The 15,721-nt window shown below is 61.6% G+C and carries 16 protein-coding genes; 12 read left to right on the top strand and 4 right to left on the bottom strand.

Features of this window, described 5'->3' with window-relative positions; all coding sequences use genetic code 11:
• Genes FQ705_RS09205 through FQ705_RS09195 form a run of 3 tightly spaced genes read left to right on the top strand, consistent with a single transcriptional unit; the run spans nucleotide 1 to nucleotide 2,076 of the window.
• Nucleotides 1-576, top strand: coding sequence for a glycerol-3-phosphate responsive antiterminator (locus tag FQ705_RS09205; RefSeq protein WP_144139966.1), 576 nt, complete (start codon nucleotides 1-3; stop codon nucleotides 574-576).
• A gap of 31 nt (nucleotides 577-607) precedes the next feature.
• A complete protein-coding gene (locus FQ705_RS09200) occupies nucleotides 608-916 on the top strand; it encodes a putative quinol monooxygenase (RefSeq protein ID WP_144139964.1) in 309 nt (102 codons plus the stop codon).
• Nucleotides 913-2,076 (top strand): iron-containing alcohol dehydrogenase, encoded by a 1,164-nt coding sequence (locus FQ705_RS09195; protein ID WP_144139961.1) that lies wholly within the window; start codon nucleotides 913-915, stop codon nucleotides 2,074-2,076. The genes FQ705_RS09200 and FQ705_RS09195 overlap by 4 nt, the downstream gene beginning before the upstream one ends.
• 292 nt (nucleotides 2,077-2,368) lie before the next feature.
• Here the strand turns inward: FQ705_RS09195 and FQ705_RS34800 are convergent, their stop codons facing one another.
• Nucleotides 2,369-3,118, bottom strand: a complete 750-nt coding sequence (locus FQ705_RS34800; RefSeq protein ID WP_409934710.1) for a hypothetical protein — start codon at nucleotides 3,116-3,118, stop codon at nucleotides 2,369-2,371.
• Between FQ705_RS34800 and FQ705_RS34795 the strand changes: the two genes are divergently transcribed.
• The 6 genes from FQ705_RS34795 (at nucleotide 3,042) to FQ705_RS09165 (ending at nucleotide 8,987) form a co-directional block, all read left to right on the top strand.
• Nucleotides 3,042-4,181 (top strand): collagen-like triple helix repeat-containing protein, encoded by a 1,140-nt coding sequence (locus FQ705_RS34795; RefSeq protein WP_409934709.1) that lies wholly within the window; start codon nucleotides 3,042-3,044, stop codon nucleotides 4,179-4,181. The two genes, FQ705_RS34800 and FQ705_RS34795, sit on opposite strands and share 77 nt — an antisense overlap.
• Nucleotides 4,182-4,258: 77 nt before the next feature.
• Nucleotides 4,259-5,527, top strand: a complete 1,269-nt coding sequence (locus FQ705_RS09185) for an isoprenylcysteine carboxylmethyltransferase family protein (RefSeq protein WP_144139955.1) — start codon at nucleotides 4,259-4,261, stop codon at nucleotides 5,525-5,527.
• A 301-nt stretch (nucleotides 5,528-5,828) separates the two neighbouring features.
• Nucleotides 5,829-6,107 (top strand): transposase, encoded by a 279-nt coding sequence (locus tag FQ705_RS34925; protein ID WP_144139952.1) that lies wholly within the window; start codon nucleotides 5,829-5,831, stop codon nucleotides 6,105-6,107.
• 357 nt (nucleotides 6,108-6,464) lie between these two features.
• Entirely contained in the window at nucleotides 6,465-6,728 is a 264-nt protein-coding gene (locus FQ705_RS09175) for a hypothetical protein (RefSeq protein ID WP_144139949.1), read from the top strand.
• Nucleotides 6,729-7,083: 355 nt separating this feature from the next.
• Nucleotides 7,084-8,484, top strand: a complete 1,401-nt coding sequence (locus FQ705_RS09170) for a tetratricopeptide repeat protein (protein ID WP_260854426.1) — start codon at nucleotides 7,084-7,086, stop codon at nucleotides 8,482-8,484.
• Nucleotides 8,485-8,669: 185 nt separating this feature from the next.
• Nucleotides 8,670-8,987, top strand: a complete 318-nt coding sequence (locus FQ705_RS09165) for a DUF4148 domain-containing protein (RefSeq protein ID WP_144139943.1) — start codon at nucleotides 8,670-8,672, stop codon at nucleotides 8,985-8,987.
• Nucleotides 8,988-9,193: 206 nt separating this feature from the next.
• Here FQ705_RS09165 and FQ705_RS09160 read toward each other — a convergent pair whose 3' ends face one another.
• From FQ705_RS09160 to FQ705_RS09150, 3 genes are all read right to left on the bottom strand, one after another.
• Nucleotides 9,194-9,442: a hypothetical protein gene (locus FQ705_RS09160; RefSeq protein WP_144139940.1), complete on the bottom strand. Its 249-nt coding sequence runs from the start codon at nucleotides 9,440-9,442 to the stop codon at nucleotides 9,194-9,196.
• A gap of 94 nt (nucleotides 9,443-9,536) precedes the next feature.
• The gene (locus FQ705_RS09155; protein ID WP_144139937.1) at nucleotides 9,537-10,709 is read right to left on the bottom strand and encodes an acyltransferase family protein; all 1,173 of its coding nucleotides are present in this window, start codon (nucleotides 10,707-10,709) and stop codon (nucleotides 9,537-9,539) included.
• A 216-nt stretch (nucleotides 10,710-10,925) separates the two neighbouring features.
• On the bottom strand, nucleotides 10,926-11,972 hold the full coding sequence (locus tag FQ705_RS09150; protein WP_144139934.1) for a phytoene/squalene synthase family protein: 1,047 nt from the start codon (nucleotides 11,970-11,972) through the stop codon (nucleotides 10,926-10,928).
• A gap of 267 nt (nucleotides 11,973-12,239) precedes the next feature.
• Here FQ705_RS09150 and FQ705_RS09145 point away from each other — a divergent pair, with 267 nt between their 5' ends.
• From FQ705_RS09145 to FQ705_RS09135, 3 genes are all read left to right on the top strand, one after another.
• The gene (locus tag FQ705_RS09145) at nucleotides 12,240-13,757 is read left to right on the top strand and encodes an ATPase domain-containing protein (protein ID WP_260854425.1); all 1,518 of its coding nucleotides are present in this window, start codon (nucleotides 12,240-12,242) and stop codon (nucleotides 13,755-13,757) included.
• 6 nt (nucleotides 13,758-13,763) lie between these two features.
• A complete protein-coding gene (locus FQ705_RS09140) occupies nucleotides 13,764-14,114 on the top strand; it encodes a response regulator (protein ID WP_144139932.1) in 351 nt (116 codons plus the stop codon).
• Between the two features lie 171 nt (nucleotides 14,115-14,285).
• Complete coding sequence (locus FQ705_RS09135; RefSeq protein WP_144139929.1) at nucleotides 14,286-15,716, top strand: MFS transporter; 1,431 nt, start codon at nucleotides 14,286-14,288, stop codon at nucleotides 15,714-15,716.
• Nucleotides 15,717-15,721 lie beyond the last annotated feature (5 nt).

The following is a 15,721-nucleotide window of genomic DNA, read 5'->3' as shown; positions in this document are numbered from 1 at the left end:
ATGGACAAGTCACTTGGGGCGCGCCTCACGCGCCATCCGGTCATCGCGACGCTGTTCGGCGTCGAGCAGGTCGACACGTTCCTCGAAAGCGCGGCTGAAATCTGCATCGTCGCGAATGTCGATCTGCGCCGATTGCACCCGGTGGTGGCGGCGCTCACGAAGGCCGGCAAGTATGTGATCGTCAACATCGACAGTTGCGATGGGCTTTCGCAGGACAAAGGCGGCGTCGAGTATCTGGCGGACATCGGCGTCACCAGTCTCGTCTCGACCCGGGTGGCGACTATCCAGCGCGGCAATCGGGCCGGTCTCGTCACGATGCAGAAAGTGTTCGTGACGGACCGCTCCACCTGGCCGCGCAGCGTCAAGGCATTGGAGCAAAGCGATCCGAATCTGGTACAACTGATGCCTGCGCCCATGCTCTCGCATCTGTCCGAGCAGGACCGCAAGGCCTTGCCGCCGATCGTCACCTCGGGTTTCGTCTGCAATAAGGGCGACGTGCGCGATGCGTTGAAGAACGGCGCGGTCGCCGTATCGACCAGCGACAGCGAGCTGTGGAATCTGGACCCGGCACGTTGACACCCTGAAGTACATCTAGTTGGAGTAATCGATGGCTGCTGCTTACCTGCAAGTGATCGCGCATTATTTCGCCAAACCCGGCAACGGCGACGCACTCGTGAAGCCCCTCACCGAACTGGCCGCGGCAACGCGCACGGAGCCGAAGAACGTCTTCTACGAATTTTTCCGCTCGCCGCTCGACCCGGACCATTTCGTGATTCTCGAACAGTACAGCGACGCCAGCGGACTCGCCGAGCATCGCGAGACGGAACATTTCCAGCGGCTCGGCTTCGGCATTCTCATTCCGCTGCTCGACCGTCGTGAAGTATCGAGCCATATGGTGCCTGGGGACGCAGCATGACGAACGCATTCCGCTTTCAAACCGTGCCGACGCTGATCGCGGAGTTCGGCGCGGCGCGCCGGCTCGGCGCTTTGTTGCGCGCGCAGTTCCCGGCGCTCACTCGCCTGTGCGTAATCACCGACGGCTTCCTGCACACCAGCGGACTGCTGAATCCCGCGCTGGCCGATCTCGCGGCGCACGGCTGGAATGCCACGGTGATCGACGACGTGATCGCCGACCCGCCCGAACATATCGTGCTCGAAGCGACCTCGCGCGCGCGGGCGGCCGGCGCGGAAATCGTGCTCGGGCTCGGCGGCGGATCGTCGATGGATGTGGCGAAGCTGATTGCCGTGCTCGCGCCGCAGCAAGAGCAGGCGCTCAGCGACATGTACGGCGTGAACAGGATCACGGTGGCGCGCCTGCCGCTCGTGCAGATGCCGACTACGGCCGGCACCGGTTCGGAAGTCACGGCCGTATCGATCGTGACGGTGGGCGAAGCCCGGAAAATGGGTGTGGTCGCGCCGCAGTTGATCGCGGATCTGGCGATTCTCGACGCGGAACTCACACTCGGCCTGCCACTCGCGGCGACCGCGGCAACCGGCGTCGACGCGATGGTGCATGCCATCGAAGCGTACACATCGGCGCATCTGAAGAATCCGGTTTCCGACATGCTGGCGGTCAAGGCACTGGAGTTGTTGTCGCGCAATCTGTTGCCGGCTTGCGAGGACGGGCAGAATCGCGCCGCGCGCGAGGCGATGCTACTCGGCGCGACCTTCGCGGGTCAGGCGTTCGCCAACTCGCCGGTGGCGGCGGTGCATGCGCTGGCATACCCGATCGGCGGTATTTATCACGTGCCGCATGGTCTTTCGAATGCGCTCGTGTTGCCGCATGTTTTGCGCTTCAATGCCGAGGCGGCGGCGCATCTCTATGCCGAACTGGCCGAAATAGTCGTGCCGGGCGTGACGGGGAGCGCCGAAAGTAAGACCCAGGCGCTAATCGAGCGAATCGAACGCATGATTGAAGCAACGGCGATTCCGGCGCGGCTGCGTGATGTCGGGATCGAGCGTAGCGGGCTCGAACGCATGGCGAGCGACGCCATGTTGCAGACACGCCTGCTGGTCAATAATCCGCGACCAGTGAGCGAAAGCGATGCGCTGGCGATTTATACGGCTGCGTTCTGAGGGTGTTACGGCGGCCTTCGACGTTACGTAGCACGCATACGGAACACGACCTCGTCCACGTCGATCAATTTGACGTTTTTTCGCTATTAATTGTTTTTGCAGGCGCTGGACGCGGCATTTTTGTGTCGGATTGACCAAATCGCAGCATAAGTCGTGTTTGGCGTACAACTTGCAAATGATGACTCCGTCAATAGACGTTCAACGGGGACATCATGCAAAAATTCGCCAGTCGGACCGCCATCGCCGTCGCGACTTCTACCTTGCTCGCGCTCTATGGCTGCGGGTCCACTCTTCATCTGCCTAGCAGCGGGATCGGCGGCAGCGGCCTTGGCGGGACTTCGGGGACGGGGAGTACTTCGGGTACTACTTCGGGTACTTCAGGCACGTCCGGTACATCGGGTACTTCGGGTACTTCGGGTACTTCGGGTACTTCGGGTACTTCGGGTACTTCGGGTACTTCGGGCACTTCCGGCACCTCCGGCACTTCGGGTACTTCCGGCACTTCGGGTACTTCCGGCACTTCCGGCACTTCGGGTACTTCCGGCACTTCGGGTACTTCCGGCACTTCGGGTACTTCCGGCACTTCGGGTACTTCGGGTACTTCGGGCACTTCCGGCACCTCCGGCACCTCCGGCACTTCGGGTACTTCCGGCACTTCCGGCACTTCCGGCACTTCCGGCACGTCGGGTACATCGGGTACATCGGGTACATCGGGTACTTCCGGCACTTCGGGTACATCGGGTACATCGGGTACATCGGGCACTTCGGGCACTTCGGGTACTTCGGGTACTTCGGGTACTTCGGGTACTTCGGGTACTTCGGGTACTTCGGGTACTTCGGGTACTTCGGGTACTTCGGGTACTTCGGGTACTTCGGGCACTTCGGGTACTTCGGGTACTTCGGGCACTTCGGGTACTTCGGGTACTTCGGGTACTTCGGGTACCTCCTCCACCCCGCTCGGCAACATCATCACGCAAACCGGCAACCTCATCACTGCTGTCGGCACGACGGTCGCCGATGGCGGCACCAAAGTTACCGGCACGTCTATCCCCGGCATCAACGGCGCGACGACCGGCGACCTCGGCAACGCACTCACCGATCTGGGCAACGGCGTCAAGGTGCTTGGCAACGGCACGGCCGCCGGACTCGGCACCGTGGGCAGCGCAGCCAATCCGCTCGGACCCACCCTGACTTCCACCTCCGGCGTCGTCTCCGACACTGGAACTGCCGTCACCGCACTCGGCGGCGTAGTAACCAGCCTCGGCAGCGGACCGCTGGCTCCGCTCGCCCCGCTGACAAATCCCTTGGGCAGCGTCGTCGGCGGCGTCGGCAGCGGCGTCACTGCCGTTGGCTCCGGTCTGGATACCGCGCTATCCAGCGCGCCGGTTCAGCAAGTCGAGACGCAACTCAGCACCGCGATCAACCCGATCACGCTCGCCGTTTCGAACACCACGCAAACGCTCGGCAACGCCACCGGTCTCGGCGCGCCGCTCAATACCCTGTTCAGCACGCTCGGCAACGGATTCGATTCAGCCGGTATCAAGGTGTCTGGCGCAACGGGCGATCAGGTCGGCAAGGACGTCGGCGGTGTCGTGAGCCAACTCGGCAAAACTGTCACGAGCACCGGCGGACTCTTCACCGGCGCGACGACCAATCCCCTCGCGCCGATCACCGGCCTGCTCGGGCCGCTCGGCGGCTTGGGCGGCCTTGGCGGCGTAGGCGGTGGCTCGATCGGCATCCCGCCGTTGACCGGACTGATCGGCAACCTCGGATCGCTCGGCGGCAGTGGCGGCACAGGTGGCGCGGCAGGCTTGCTGGCACCGCTCACGGGCCTGCTCGGCAAAGTCGGATCGCCCGGCGGCGCAACGGGCACGGGCAACCCGCTCACACCGGTCGTCACGCTGGTCGGCTCGTTGACAGTCAGTGTCACAGGCAGCGTCAGCGCCACGCAAAGCAGCACGTCGGCCAATCCGGTCACCGGCCTCATCGGCGGACTTGCCGGCGGCACGGCTAGCGGCTCGGGCGGTTCGAACAGCAAGAATCCGCTGGCGCCGGTGACGAACCTGGTCGGCGGATTGCTCGGCGGCGTCACGGCCGGCAAATAAAGCGTTTTTCCGCGCAGCGGCCGGGCCTAAAAAAACAAAAGCCCGGCCGCCTTCTATGTCATGACAACGAGGCTGACATGAACTCCATTTTCGACACCGTCACGCACGCCCAGGATTCGCGGCCGCGTTCCGCGACGCCGTTTTCAGTCGGCCTCGCCGGCATCGCCGCAGGTCTGCTGACGCTCTGGATGCTGCGCGACAGCACCGCGCTGGACGGCGCGACGCGCAGCACCGTGGCTTGCCTCGCGATCATCGCGACCATCGCCGCCTACGAACTCTTTGTCGCGCGCGTCTATCTGCGCCCGAGCGCCGGGCTCGCGAGCAGCCCCGTGCGCTCCCTTGACGTAGGGCGCGTGGCGTGGCGTCTCGCGGCACTCGCTTCAGTCTATGCGGGCATCGGCGCGCTTTACTGGTTGCTGCCCGAGTACCAGGGCGCCTTCTACCGCCCGTTCTGGTCGCTGCTCCGCACGCTCGCGCCGTACGTGCTCGTCGCGGCGCCGTTCTACTTTGCCTGGATGGACCGCCATCAACGCGAGGTGGACGACGCGTACCTGCTTTGGGCTCGCCTGCTGTTTCGCGGTGAGCGTCCCGCCAACTGGCGCCCGCTGCGCGAAATGCTGGCCGGCTGGATGGTCAAGGCATTCTTCCTGCCGTTGATGATCGTCTATCTGTCGACCAACGCGGACCACCTCGACGCTTCGTTGACGCTCGCCCTGAATGCACCCAACTCGCTCGCGACGTTCCGCTTCATGTACGACCTCTCCTTTGCGATGGACCTCATGTTCGGCACCGTCGGCTATCTGTGCACGCTACGCATTCTCGACAGCCATGTGCGCAGCGCGGAGCCGACCACGCTGGGCTGGCTCGTGGCGCTGATCTGCTATCAGCCGTTCTGGTCGCTGATCTCGAACCAGTACATTCACTACGAAGGATCGATGTTCTGGGACAGTTGGCTGCTTTCAGTGCCAACGTTACGGATCGTGTGGGGTACGGTGATCATCGCATTGTTGCTGTGCTACGCCATGGCGACCATCTCGTTCGGCTTACGATTTTCCAACCTGACCAACCGCGGCATCATTACTTCCGGGCCTTATCGGTTCACCAAACATCCTGCTTACATCGCGAAGAACCTGTCTTACTGGATGGTCACGGTTCCATTCATCGAGCCGCTCGGCTGGCGGCTTGCCGTGACGCATTGCGCCGCGCTGATCGCCGTCAATCTGCTGTACTTCATGCGCGCGAAGACCGAGGAACGGCATTTGATGAACGATCCCGAGTATCGCGCTTACGCGGAGTGGATCGCAAAGAATGGCCTCATCGCGCGGCTTACGCGTACGGGTACTTGATTCGGATAGCGAACCATACTCACGCCATCTTAAGAAGTCACTCACTGGAACGTACCGCATCTGCCGATATAAAAGATTTCTTACGCTCGGCTGGCTCATTGTTTTCAATGAGCATGGTGGCCATCGCAACGCACAAAAACTGCATACCGCGCAAGAAATTCCAAGGGAGCCGAAAGCCAATTGCACCCGATGCAACGCTTTATAACTGAGGAATTGACCCGGCAATAGAGTTTCTCTAGTATCGATTGCATTGCAACATGCAATCGATACCAATTCCCCATATCGCCTTCCAAGGCAACCGATGCTAGAAATTCCTCTCTCTGATGCGGATTGGGCCCGCGTTAAAGATCTCTTTCCCGAACTGTGCTCCGTTCGAGGACGACCTCGCCGCAGCGATCGCGAGATTCTCGGCGCGATACTTTGGCTGCAGCAAAGGCAAGAGAAGTGGCACCGGCTTCCGGCATGCTTTCCTCCGCAGCAAACCTGTTATCTCCGGTATATAGGGTGGAAAAAATCCGGCCTCCTCGATCAGGTCAACGAGCGCCTTGTCGTCTGCAGCCCGGAGATCGCTCCCTGCTGACACAACGTAAAGCGCCTGGATCGCACCCCGAATCGGGCGCCGCATTCGCATTAAGGATGGCTGATTAATACTTGAATTCGTTCACACGAATTCCGTCTCCTTCTCATGACGCGGACAAAACCGACTCCGCAAACGTCGCCGAACCAGAAAGTCTCCAGCGCGCACCTTTCCTTGCCCGAAGCAGTATTTCGCTAACGCACCTCTCTGGTGCGCTGCGCAGAATTCGACAAGCAAGCCGGTCAGCGTCTTCGTCATGTACCTCATCGACCACTCGCATAGTTTCCGCATGCGGACCTCGATGAGACTTTCGCAACGAGGTGTCGCGAATGCCGCGTCACCGGCTTGAAGGAGAGGGACATGAAAAAGGCTTTGATCGTCGCCGCAGGGCTGCTCGGCGTGCTCACCTTGCAGGCGCGTGCGCAGGATGCACCGCCCCAACCCGAGGCTCAGGCGCAACCCACCGCGGCCGACGCCGTCGGCGGCCAACCCGCCACCATGTCGATGTCAGGTGGTCCCGCCCATACGGAAGCATTGACGCGTGCTGACGTCTACCAGCAACTCGTGCAGTCACAGAAAAACGGCGATTCGGCGCTTATTCAGGGTGTGTTCAAAGGCAACTGATTCAGGCAGGCGACGTGGCCGGACTAGCTGATCCGCCCGCGCCGTCAGTTCGCCTGGTTCGTTCTGTTGCTTTTGATGCGTACATCTGGCCGACATCCGTTGGGCGGCACACAACACCTCCACGGCCTCACGCGGACGGCAACCGCTGAGAAGCCCGTCGCATAAGACGCCGCGCCCGATGGCACAGTCGATGCAATACCGACCTGAGCCCCGTCGGGTCCTGGCAATGTCGATTGAATTGAGGTGCGTCATGTCGAGTATGGATAGTTCACGCCGGTCTGGTCCCTGGCTCACCTTGTCATTCGCGGGGCGCGGCAACGCGACGTGTCGTGATGGCGGCGACGATGCGGGCGCCATGAGGCGAGGTCTGCACGCCGCCGGTGTCATCGCGCGTGGGCCGAAGCAATTGTGGCCGTATGTTTTGCCATGGATGGTCGTAGCGCTTGCCGTATGGTTTGCCGGCCTCGCCGTGAACAGCGTATTCACGCGGCAGTTGCTGGTGCCGCCCGTCGACACACCGAACACACTCGTGGAGCGCGGTTATTCGTCGACCTTTCTGGCTCAACGCATCATGGCTTCGATGCTGAAAATCGCCAAAGACGGCGACTCGGTGCCGCACGACGCGATGAGCGATAGCGAAACGCAACCGGACATCCAGATCCCGGGGGAGAACTTCTCCTATGCGACGGTGGTTCGGTTTCTAAAGAGCGCATTGAAGCGCGCGGATGTCGTCGTGCATATCGGCATTACGAAGGTCGACAACAGCGCGGACACGTATGTCGCGCACGTACAGATCGAAAACGGCCCCTTCGATACACACGATCAATTGGTCCCCTTCGAGGGACGCGATCTGGAAAAATTCGTCAGCGACATCGCAACGGCGTCCATGCACCTCGCCGAGCCGAATCTGCTCGCGAGCCATCTCTTCTCGGAAGTCCAGAAGACCCACTGCTCGCCGAAACAATGCAACTACGCCAAGGTGGATGCGATCTACGACGAGGTGCTGAACATGCCCGCGTCCGATCAGGTCGAATGGGCACTCGCCGGCAAGACAGCGCTGCTGGTCAGTCGGAAACAGCCGCAGGAAGCCGAGCGGCAGGCTCGCGAAGCGTTGAAGCAGTACCCGAAATCGGCGATTCTGTATGCGAACCTCGGTCTTGCACTGGAGCAGGAGGACCGGGTCGAGGAGGCGCTGGACGCGTTGCAAACCGGCGCAAACGAAAAATCGGCGACCGGTGAAAATCTGCGTCTCCTTGGCGACGTGCTGTTGCATGCGCATCTCGATCAGTGGGCACTCGACGCCTTCAAGAAAGCCGACCGCCGGCTGCCCAACTCCGTCTACGTTTTGCACGACTGGGGCGAAGCGCTCGTCAAGGTCGGCCAATACGACGAGGCGATCGACAAGCTCGACCGCGCGGTGGCCCTGAGCCCCGAACTGGCGCCCGCTTACGCCGAGTTGGGCCGGGCGCTGGATCACGAGGGCGATCTGCGCGCCGCCTCGCATCGCTACGCTCAGGCGCTGCAGCGCGACCCCGGCTCGCTGAAGCCGCAAGAAACGCAGTTGGCCCGGCTCGATAAGGATTTTCAAACGACGCTGTACGCCGAGACAGCCGAGCCGGACGAATCGATCCGAGCCGTTTCAGAGCGGCTGCCGCCCGGCGGCTGGGGCACTGCCAGGCCTGCGTCCCTTTCCGATATTTTCCGGCCGTTCGGGTCTGACACACCGCACGCCGCACTGCTCTCGGATCGCGAATGAGGCGCCGCACTTCGATCCAACGCGGCGACGCGGCGGATGCGCATCGTCCGTTTGTCTCAAATTTAACAACAAAGCTTCCCTGAATAGGCCATTACTCTCGCCAGATCGCAAAACTACAATGCAATCACTGACTACGAACGCAAAGGTTCGTAGCAACACAAAAAACCGAACTGGAGGTAGTCATCATGAAATCGCTCATTCAAGCCGTTGTTATCGCAACCGTTCTGGCAGCACCGGTCGTGTCGTTCGCGCAGTCCAACCAGCCCGTAACTCGCGCACAGGTACGCGCCGAACTGGTTCAACTGGAAAAAGCCGGCTACACCCCGGGCCACGCCGACCCGTACTACCCGGCTGACATTCAAGCCGCGCAAGCCCGTGTCGATGCGCAGAACGGCACCACGCAGGCAGCAGAAAGCGGGTTTGGTGGTGTAGCGAACGGCGCCTCGCAATCCGGCCACGCGGCGCAAGCCGCCGGCACGAAGTCGGTCTACTTCGGCCAATAAGCAAAAACTGCGCTGCGAACCAGCATCCGTCGCGGGTGCCGGACAGCGATCCAGCGTGTCGATCCGACGCGCATCCAAATACAAACGAACTGGCCCGCGACCGGGATGTCCCGACCGCGGGCCAGTTCAGTATTCGATACCTCCGTCATCGGCCACCCGATGACTTCCGCCCGGGCCGATGGTCCGGGCGCTTTTTCCGGCGCGCGTTATTCTCTCGCGATCAGACTGCCGACCTCGCCGCGCCCCGTCACGAGACAGTTCGAGAGGAAATTCTCACCCTGGCTGCTCGCGGCGACATCGCCGAAACCTTTCTTCAACGCGTCCCCCTTGACCAGCGCCGCGCCTTGGTGGCACGTTATGGTCCCCACTTCTCCCGCTTGCGCGCGCATCAGCGCCCTATCCGCCATCAGATAGCCAAGCAACAGCACCACGGCAATATTGAACGCTTGTCTCATGGTTAGTCTCCTGTTTAAAAGAGACTAACGCGAACCATGAGCGCACGGTGCTAGGGGTTTCCCGATCGGTGACTATTCAATGATGCAGATTAAATTAGCCAATACTGCCAGGTGAACCGGTATGCGCCGCCGGTGTATCGGGTTTTTCCCGTAGAAAACGAAACTGCTGGATAGCGCGCTGCACGCGCTTCGTATTCTGTTCGAACAGCAGGTAGACCGCGTAGGCATAGGCGTAGCAGGCGACCAGCATGCCCAGCAGCACCAGCACACCCCGGCCGTCGAACTGGATGCGCTGGCCGAAGCCGAACGCGGCGACAAACAGAATGAAAGAGAAGTGAGTCAGGTAGAGCGAATACGAAAATCCGGAAAAGCGAATTGCGACGCGCGAGAGCCATGCTGGGCGCAGACGAACGTTTTCCCAAAGAATACAGCGCAGGAAAACGAAACAGGGCACCCCGACGAGCCAGTCGTTGTCCCAGAGAAATAGCCGCAAACCCAGCAGCGACGCGATGAAGACTGCACCGCTCGCGAGCGTGAACCATGGCAGGCCGGCTCGTTCGCTACGCGCCGGAAAGCGTTTTTCGAGCACTGCGAGTATCACGCCGAGCAACCAGAGGCCAAAGCCGCTCAGCAATGACGGAAACGCGAACATGGTGAGCAAGGCAAGGGCCGCCGCCGCGAAGGCGCCCATTCGGCGGCCCTTTTGCAGCAGGACGTAGCAGGCGGGAAACCACATGTAATACCAGAACTCGTTGGCGAGACTCCACAGCGGCCCGTTGGATCCGTAGGTATTGCACGTCAGCGTCTGCAGAAAGACGAGATTGCACCCGAACGTCGCGGCGCCGAGGTGGGACGCGACGTTGATCTGTAAATCGTACGTGCCTTCGGTTCCGAGGTAAAACGGGCCGCCCACCAGCGCGATACCGAGCCGATCCCAGAACAGGGTCAGCAGCAAGGCGGGAATCAGCACGATCCACAGCCGCGACATCCGCTCGATCAGATAGCGCTGCCAGTTCCACGTTCCGTTGCCCACCTGGCGCAACACCGATCCGCCGACGAAATAGCCGCTCAGCAGAAAGAACACAATGACCGCCGTGTGACCGTAATTACTGGCGAAATAGAACGCCTTGCCCGCCAGGCCGATTCCCGCGCTCGATCGATAGTCGACGAAGATCAGATTGCGCAGATGGCTGACGCATACCGCACCCGCCGCCAATGCGCGGATCAGGTCGAGCGTGTCGCAATGTTGTTTACCGGTGGGCGCCATGTGAGCGGGGTTCGGACAAAGGGGTTGTCCGCCAAACTACGGCTCTCCGGATTTCTATTCAGTACGCTCGCCCACACTGCGCGTCAGGTTCGAACGAGGCGCCCTCGGTCGAGGGCCACGCTCACGCGTGGTGGATGAAACAGGTTCTTCACCGATTCCTATTGGTTATATTTTTAATTCGGATCACAAACTATATTTCGAGCACGCCAACAAAACTCAAAACCGCGCTTCGATTTGCATGATGCGTCGCTCGATCGCATTGCGCACCCGTGCGTTCGAAGGCACCAGCAACAGAGATGAGGCGATGATCTGATACACCTGATTGCGCCTGACCTTGGAGACTTTCTGCGGATCGAGCCACGCGTCGTTATCCACCAGCAGCAACAGGGTATCGAGTCCGATCAGAATCGGCCACAAGCAGGCGAGGCGCAAACGCACGGACCATGCGGGAATCGCCAGCGTGTAGTCGAGGGCTGCGCGAAAGTGATCGAGTGTCTTGCGCAGCAGCTCGACGAGCAGCGGCCGCGCGCGCAACGAATTCGCCGGCAGCAGCAGATCTTGCGCGCTGAGGCCGTGGCGCGTCAGCATCGTCTGCGGAAGATAGCAGCGGCCGATTCGCAGGTCCTTGCCGCAATCGCGTAGCACGTTGGTCATTTGCAGCGCCTTGCCGAATCGCACGCCGCGCGCCGACATCGTGTCGGGCCGCTCCTTCAGCGTGCCCGGCATATGCGCATAGGTCATCGTGGTCCAGAATTCGCCGACACACCCCGCCACCAGATACGTATAACGGTCGAGTTCGTCGTACTCGCCGAGCGCCGCGATTTGCCCCGAGCGTTCGTCCGGGAACGTGCGCAGATCGAACTCCATGCCCTCGGTGAGCGTCGAGACGATCTCGCGCACCGCCCGGCGATCGGAATCGCTCAATTGCGACAGCACGCCTAGTGCGGGACCGAGCGACTCGAGCAACACCTTCTCGTCCGACTGGATCTGCTGGCCCGCCACTTCGGCGGCCATGCGCTGGAACAGCGCGTCGTCATGGGACACGCCGTTGACCTGATCGCGCAGCGATAGCAGCAACGCAAGCCGTTGCTCCGGCGAGATCAGCGAAGTATCCGCAATCGTATCGGCCGCGCGCGCCAGCAGATAGGCGAGGCCGATCGGGTCACGCATGCCGGCCGGCAGCACGCGCAAGGTGAGATAAAAGGAGCGTGAAACGCCTTTTAGGAGCGGGCCGAGAAGAAAGGCCCGGGTCGGATTCGGCATGGATGAGATCAGATCAGGATTGAAAAAACAGTCGGTAAAAGCGGGCAAGCAGCTAGCGCAGCCGAATTGTATATGGCCGGCCGCGCCGCCCGCCATCACGCGGTTCGCCAAGCGTGCCGCGGACAGATAGAATCCCCTGCATTCCAACGCCGACGCGTGCGCGCGCCCGCTAGCGCCGGGAACACGAATTGCTATTTTGTTTGTTTGGGCGAACGGCCCCTCACCTGCGAGCCGTCGTCGCTGCGCACTTGAAACGACACATCGACAATGACTATCCACGAATCTCAGACGCCTTTTCCGTCCGACGGCCGCCGGCCTGGCGCAGCCCAGCCTGATGCGGCCCGCACCAACGTGGAAACCGGCGTGCCGGGTCTCGACGAAATCCTGGGCGGCGGACTGGTGCGCGGCGGCGTCTATCTGCTGGAAGGCATGGCCGGCGCCGGCAAGACCATTCTGTCGAGCCAGATTGGATTTCATCGTGTAAGCCAGGGCGAAAAGGTGCTGTACATGACCTTGATAGCCGAATCGCACGACAAGTTGTTGAGCCACCTGAAAGGTCTGAGCTTCTTCGACGAAAACGCCGTCGCCCAGCAGATGTTGTTCGTGTCCGGCTATCACGAGTTGATGCAGGACGGGCTCGACGGCTTCCTCAAACTGATTGCATCGAGCATTTACGACTACCGTCCGAGCCTGATGATCATCGACGGTTTTCGCAGCGCACGCGAATTCAGCGAAACCGAACTGTCGTTGTCGAAATTCATTCACGAACTCAACGCGCTGGTCGCGGCGATGGATTGCACCACCTTGCTGCTCGCGCCGCTCTCGGGCAACGAGCCGCATCCGGAGCACACGCTGGTCGATGGTCTCATCGAACTGAACCGTTACAGCGACGGCATGCGCCGTGCGCGCGAAATCGAAGTGCACAAGATGCGCGCGCGCAATCACTTGATGGGCAAGCACTTCTTCCGGATCGCTGAAAGCGGGCTGCTGATGTTCCCGCGGCTGGAAGCACAAAATGCCGGACAACCCGGGCCCGTCGATCTGAAATCGCGTCTCGGTTTCGGGCTACCGCATCTGGACAGCCTGCTGGGCGGCGGCTTCGCGCAAGGCTCCACGACGACGCTGATCGGACCGTCGGGTGTCGGCAAGACCCTGCTGTGCCTGCAATTTCTCGCGGCCGGCGCAGCGCGCGGCGAGCGCTGTCTGTATCTGGGCTTTTACGAAGGACCGCAACGGTTGGTCGGCAAAGCGGAGGCCGTGTCGATCGGGCTGACCGAAGCGTATGAAGACGGCCGGCTCGTGATTCAGTGGCAACCGACCATCGAACTGGCCGTCGACGAACTCGCGGCGACCGCGTTGGCGACGGTCAAGAAGCTGGGCGTGTCGCGTATCGTGATCGACGGCGTGGAGGGCTTTCGCGATTCGGCGTTGCGTACCGAGCGCTTCGGTCTGTTCCTCAACGCGATGCTGCATCAGCTTCGCGAGGCCGCCGTCACCACGCTGATCACCGAAGAGCTGCCGCTCTATGCCGACTCCGGCCATATGAAAAGCGTGCGGGTTTCGGCATTGACGGAGAATCTCCTGCTGCTGCGCTACGCCGAAACGGACACCGGTCTGCGCCGCATGATTTCCGTGGTCAAGCAGCGCGAAAGTGCTCACGACACTTCGTTGCGCGAACTCGTGATTTCGCCCGAGGGGCTCGACGTGGTCGACGGGCCGGCCAACGTCAGCGGCGTGTACACGTCACCGGGCCTGTCGGCCACGCTGCCGCGACGGAACACTTAGCCGCCCATGAAAACCATTCTGGTCGTGGACGACGAGTTCGACATTCTCACGGTCTGGCGACTGCTGCTGGAGCGGCACGGCTATACCGTGCTGACGGCGTCGAACGGCGCAGCCGCGCTTGAACAGATTCGCCATACCCGGCCCGATATCATCGTGTCGGACTGCATGATGCCGGTGATGTCGGGCGTGCAACTATGCGCGGCGCTGTATGCCGATCCCGCATTGCGCGCCATTCCGATCATTCTATGCAGCGCGGCCGCGGACATTCCGATGCAGCCGAATCCCACCATCGAATACGCGCGCAAGCCGCTGTCATTCGACGCCCTGCTCGCGATGCTGCAACGCATCGCGTCGTGACGCTGCGCCGGTCCGCCTCCCGCTGTCCGGCGCATTTCTCCGTTCGTAGGTAAAAGCCCGTATTCCTGATCGAGGCATCACGGACTACTCTCGCCACATTCATTAAACAGAACGTCGTTCTGCCTAATAGAACACCACCGAGACGAGCGAGACCCATTGAAGGAGGATTCCATGGCAAGCCTGCCGATCGATGCGCCCGGCGCGTCATCTGATTCGAATGCCGCGCCGGCGTTGACCACCGGCGTCAACGCGCGCATCGACCGACTGCCCGCTACACGGACTGTGTGGACGCTGGTCTTCCTGCTGTCGATCGGCGGCTGGTTCGAGTTCTACGATCTGTTTTTCACCGCCTATGTCGGACCGGGTCTGGTCAAAAGCGGGCTCTATGCGACGACCACTGCCTCGTTCTTCGGCGTGTCCGGGTTGGGCGCATTCGTGGCGGCGTCGTTCGCGGGCCTCTTCATCGGCACGTTCTTTCTGGCGGGCATGGCGGATCGCTATGGCCGCAAGACCGTGTTCACCGTGTCGCTGCTGTGGTACTCCGTCGCCACTTTGATCATGGCGTTGCAGAGCTCGGCGCCCGCCATCAACATCTGGCGACTGATCGCCGGCATCGGCGTTGGCGTGGAACTGGTCACGATCGACACCTACGTCAGCGAACTCGTGCCGAAGCATCTGCGCGGCCGCGCCTTCGCGTTCGTTCATCTGGTGCAGTACACCGCTGTGCCCACTGTCGCGTTCCTCGCGTGGTGGCTCGTGCCACGCGCGCCGTTCGGACTCGACGGCTGGCGCTGGGTGGTGATCATCGGCGCATTGGGCGCGGTCGTGGTCTGGGCAATCCGCCGACGCGTGCCCGAAAGCCCGCGCTGGCTCGCCCAACAAGGCCGCGCCGCTGAGGCCGAACAGGTATTGCAGGCGCTCGAAGCAAAAGTCACCGCGCAATATGGCCGCCCTCTGCCCGCTCCGGTGCCGACCGTCGAACCGGCCACGACCAAAGCGGCTTTCAGCGAGATCTGGCAACCGCCGTATCGCAAGCGCGCGATCACGATGCTGGTCTTCAACCTCTTCCAGGCGATCGGCTTTTACGGCTTCGCGTCGTGGGTGCCGACGCTGCTGGTATCCAAAGGCGTGACCATCACGCACAGCCTGCTGTATTCGTTCGTGATCGCGATCTCGAATCCGTTCGGCCCGCTGATCGGTATGGCGATCGCCGACCGCATCGAACGCAAGACGCTGATCGTCTTGTCCGCGCTCGGCATCGCCGTGTTCGGCACGCTGTTCGCCACGCAAACCTCGCCCGCCATGCTGATGACGCTCGGCGTGCTCATCACGCTGTGCGGCACGCTGCTTTCGGTCGGCTATCACGCGTACCAGACCGAACTGTTCCCAACGCGTTTGCGCGCGCGCGCCGTCGGTTTTGTTTATTCGATGTCGCGCCTCTCCGCGATGTTCTCGGGCTTCATGATCGCCTTCGCACTGCGCCACTTCGACGTGATCGGCGTATTCGCGTTGATCAGCGTGTCGATGCTGATGGTGATCGGTGCGATCGGCCTCTTCGGTCCTCGCACCAACAATCTCAATCTCGACGAAATCTCGCACTGAACCGC

The sequence above is a fragment of the Paraburkholderia sp. BCC1884 genome (assembly GCF_900996225.1).
Lineage (GTDB): Bacteria > Pseudomonadota > Gammaproteobacteria > Burkholderiales > Burkholderiaceae > Paraburkholderia.
The sequence above is the reverse complement of the archived record's forward strand: the minus strand, read 5'-3'. Positions and strand labels throughout refer to the sequence as shown.

Coding starts and splice junctions, on each gene's coding strand:
- FQ705_RS09150 (WP_144139934.1), bottom strand. CDS start 11,972: ATGCCGAATCCGACCCGGGCCTTTCTTCTCGGCCCGCTCCTAAAAGGC.
- FQ705_RS09205 (WP_144139966.1), top strand. CDS start 1: ATGGACAAGTCACTTGGGGCGCGCCTCACGCGCCATCCGGTCATCGCG.
- FQ705_RS09170 (WP_260854426.1), top strand. CDS start 7,084: ATGAGGCGAGGTCTGCACGCCGCCGGTGTCATCGCGCGTGGGCCGAAG.
- FQ705_RS09195 (WP_144139961.1), top strand. CDS start 913: ATGACGAACGCATTCCGCTTTCAAACCGTGCCGACGCTGATCGCGGAG.
- FQ705_RS34925 (WP_144139952.1), top strand. CDS start 5,829: ATGCTAGAAATTCCTCTCTCTGATGCGGATTGGGCCCGCGTTAAAGAT.
- FQ705_RS09145 (WP_260854425.1), top strand. CDS start 12,240: ATGACTATCCACGAATCTCAGACGCCTTTTCCGTCCGACGGCCGCCGG.
- FQ705_RS09185 (WP_144139955.1), top strand. CDS start 4,259: ATGAACTCCATTTTCGACACCGTCACGCACGCCCAGGATTCGCGGCCG.
- FQ705_RS09140 (WP_144139932.1), top strand. CDS start 13,764: ATGAAAACCATTCTGGTCGTGGACGACGAGTTCGACATTCTCACGGTC.
- FQ705_RS09135 (WP_144139929.1), top strand. CDS start 14,286: ATGGCAAGCCTGCCGATCGATGCGCCCGGCGCGTCATCTGATTCGAAT.
- FQ705_RS09165 (WP_144139943.1), top strand. CDS start 8,670: ATGAAATCGCTCATTCAAGCCGTTGTTATCGCAACCGTTCTGGCAGCA.
- FQ705_RS09200 (WP_144139964.1), top strand. CDS start 608: ATGGCTGCTGCTTACCTGCAAGTGATCGCGCATTATTTCGCCAAACCC.
- FQ705_RS09160 (WP_144139940.1), bottom strand. CDS start 9,442: ATGAGACAAGCGTTCAATATTGCCGTGGTGCTGTTGCTTGGCTATCTG.
- FQ705_RS09155 (WP_144139937.1), bottom strand. CDS start 10,709: ATGGCGCCCACCGGTAAACAACATTGCGACACGCTCGACCTGATCCGC.
- FQ705_RS09175 (WP_144139949.1), top strand. CDS start 6,465: ATGAAAAAGGCTTTGATCGTCGCCGCAGGGCTGCTCGGCGTGCTCACC.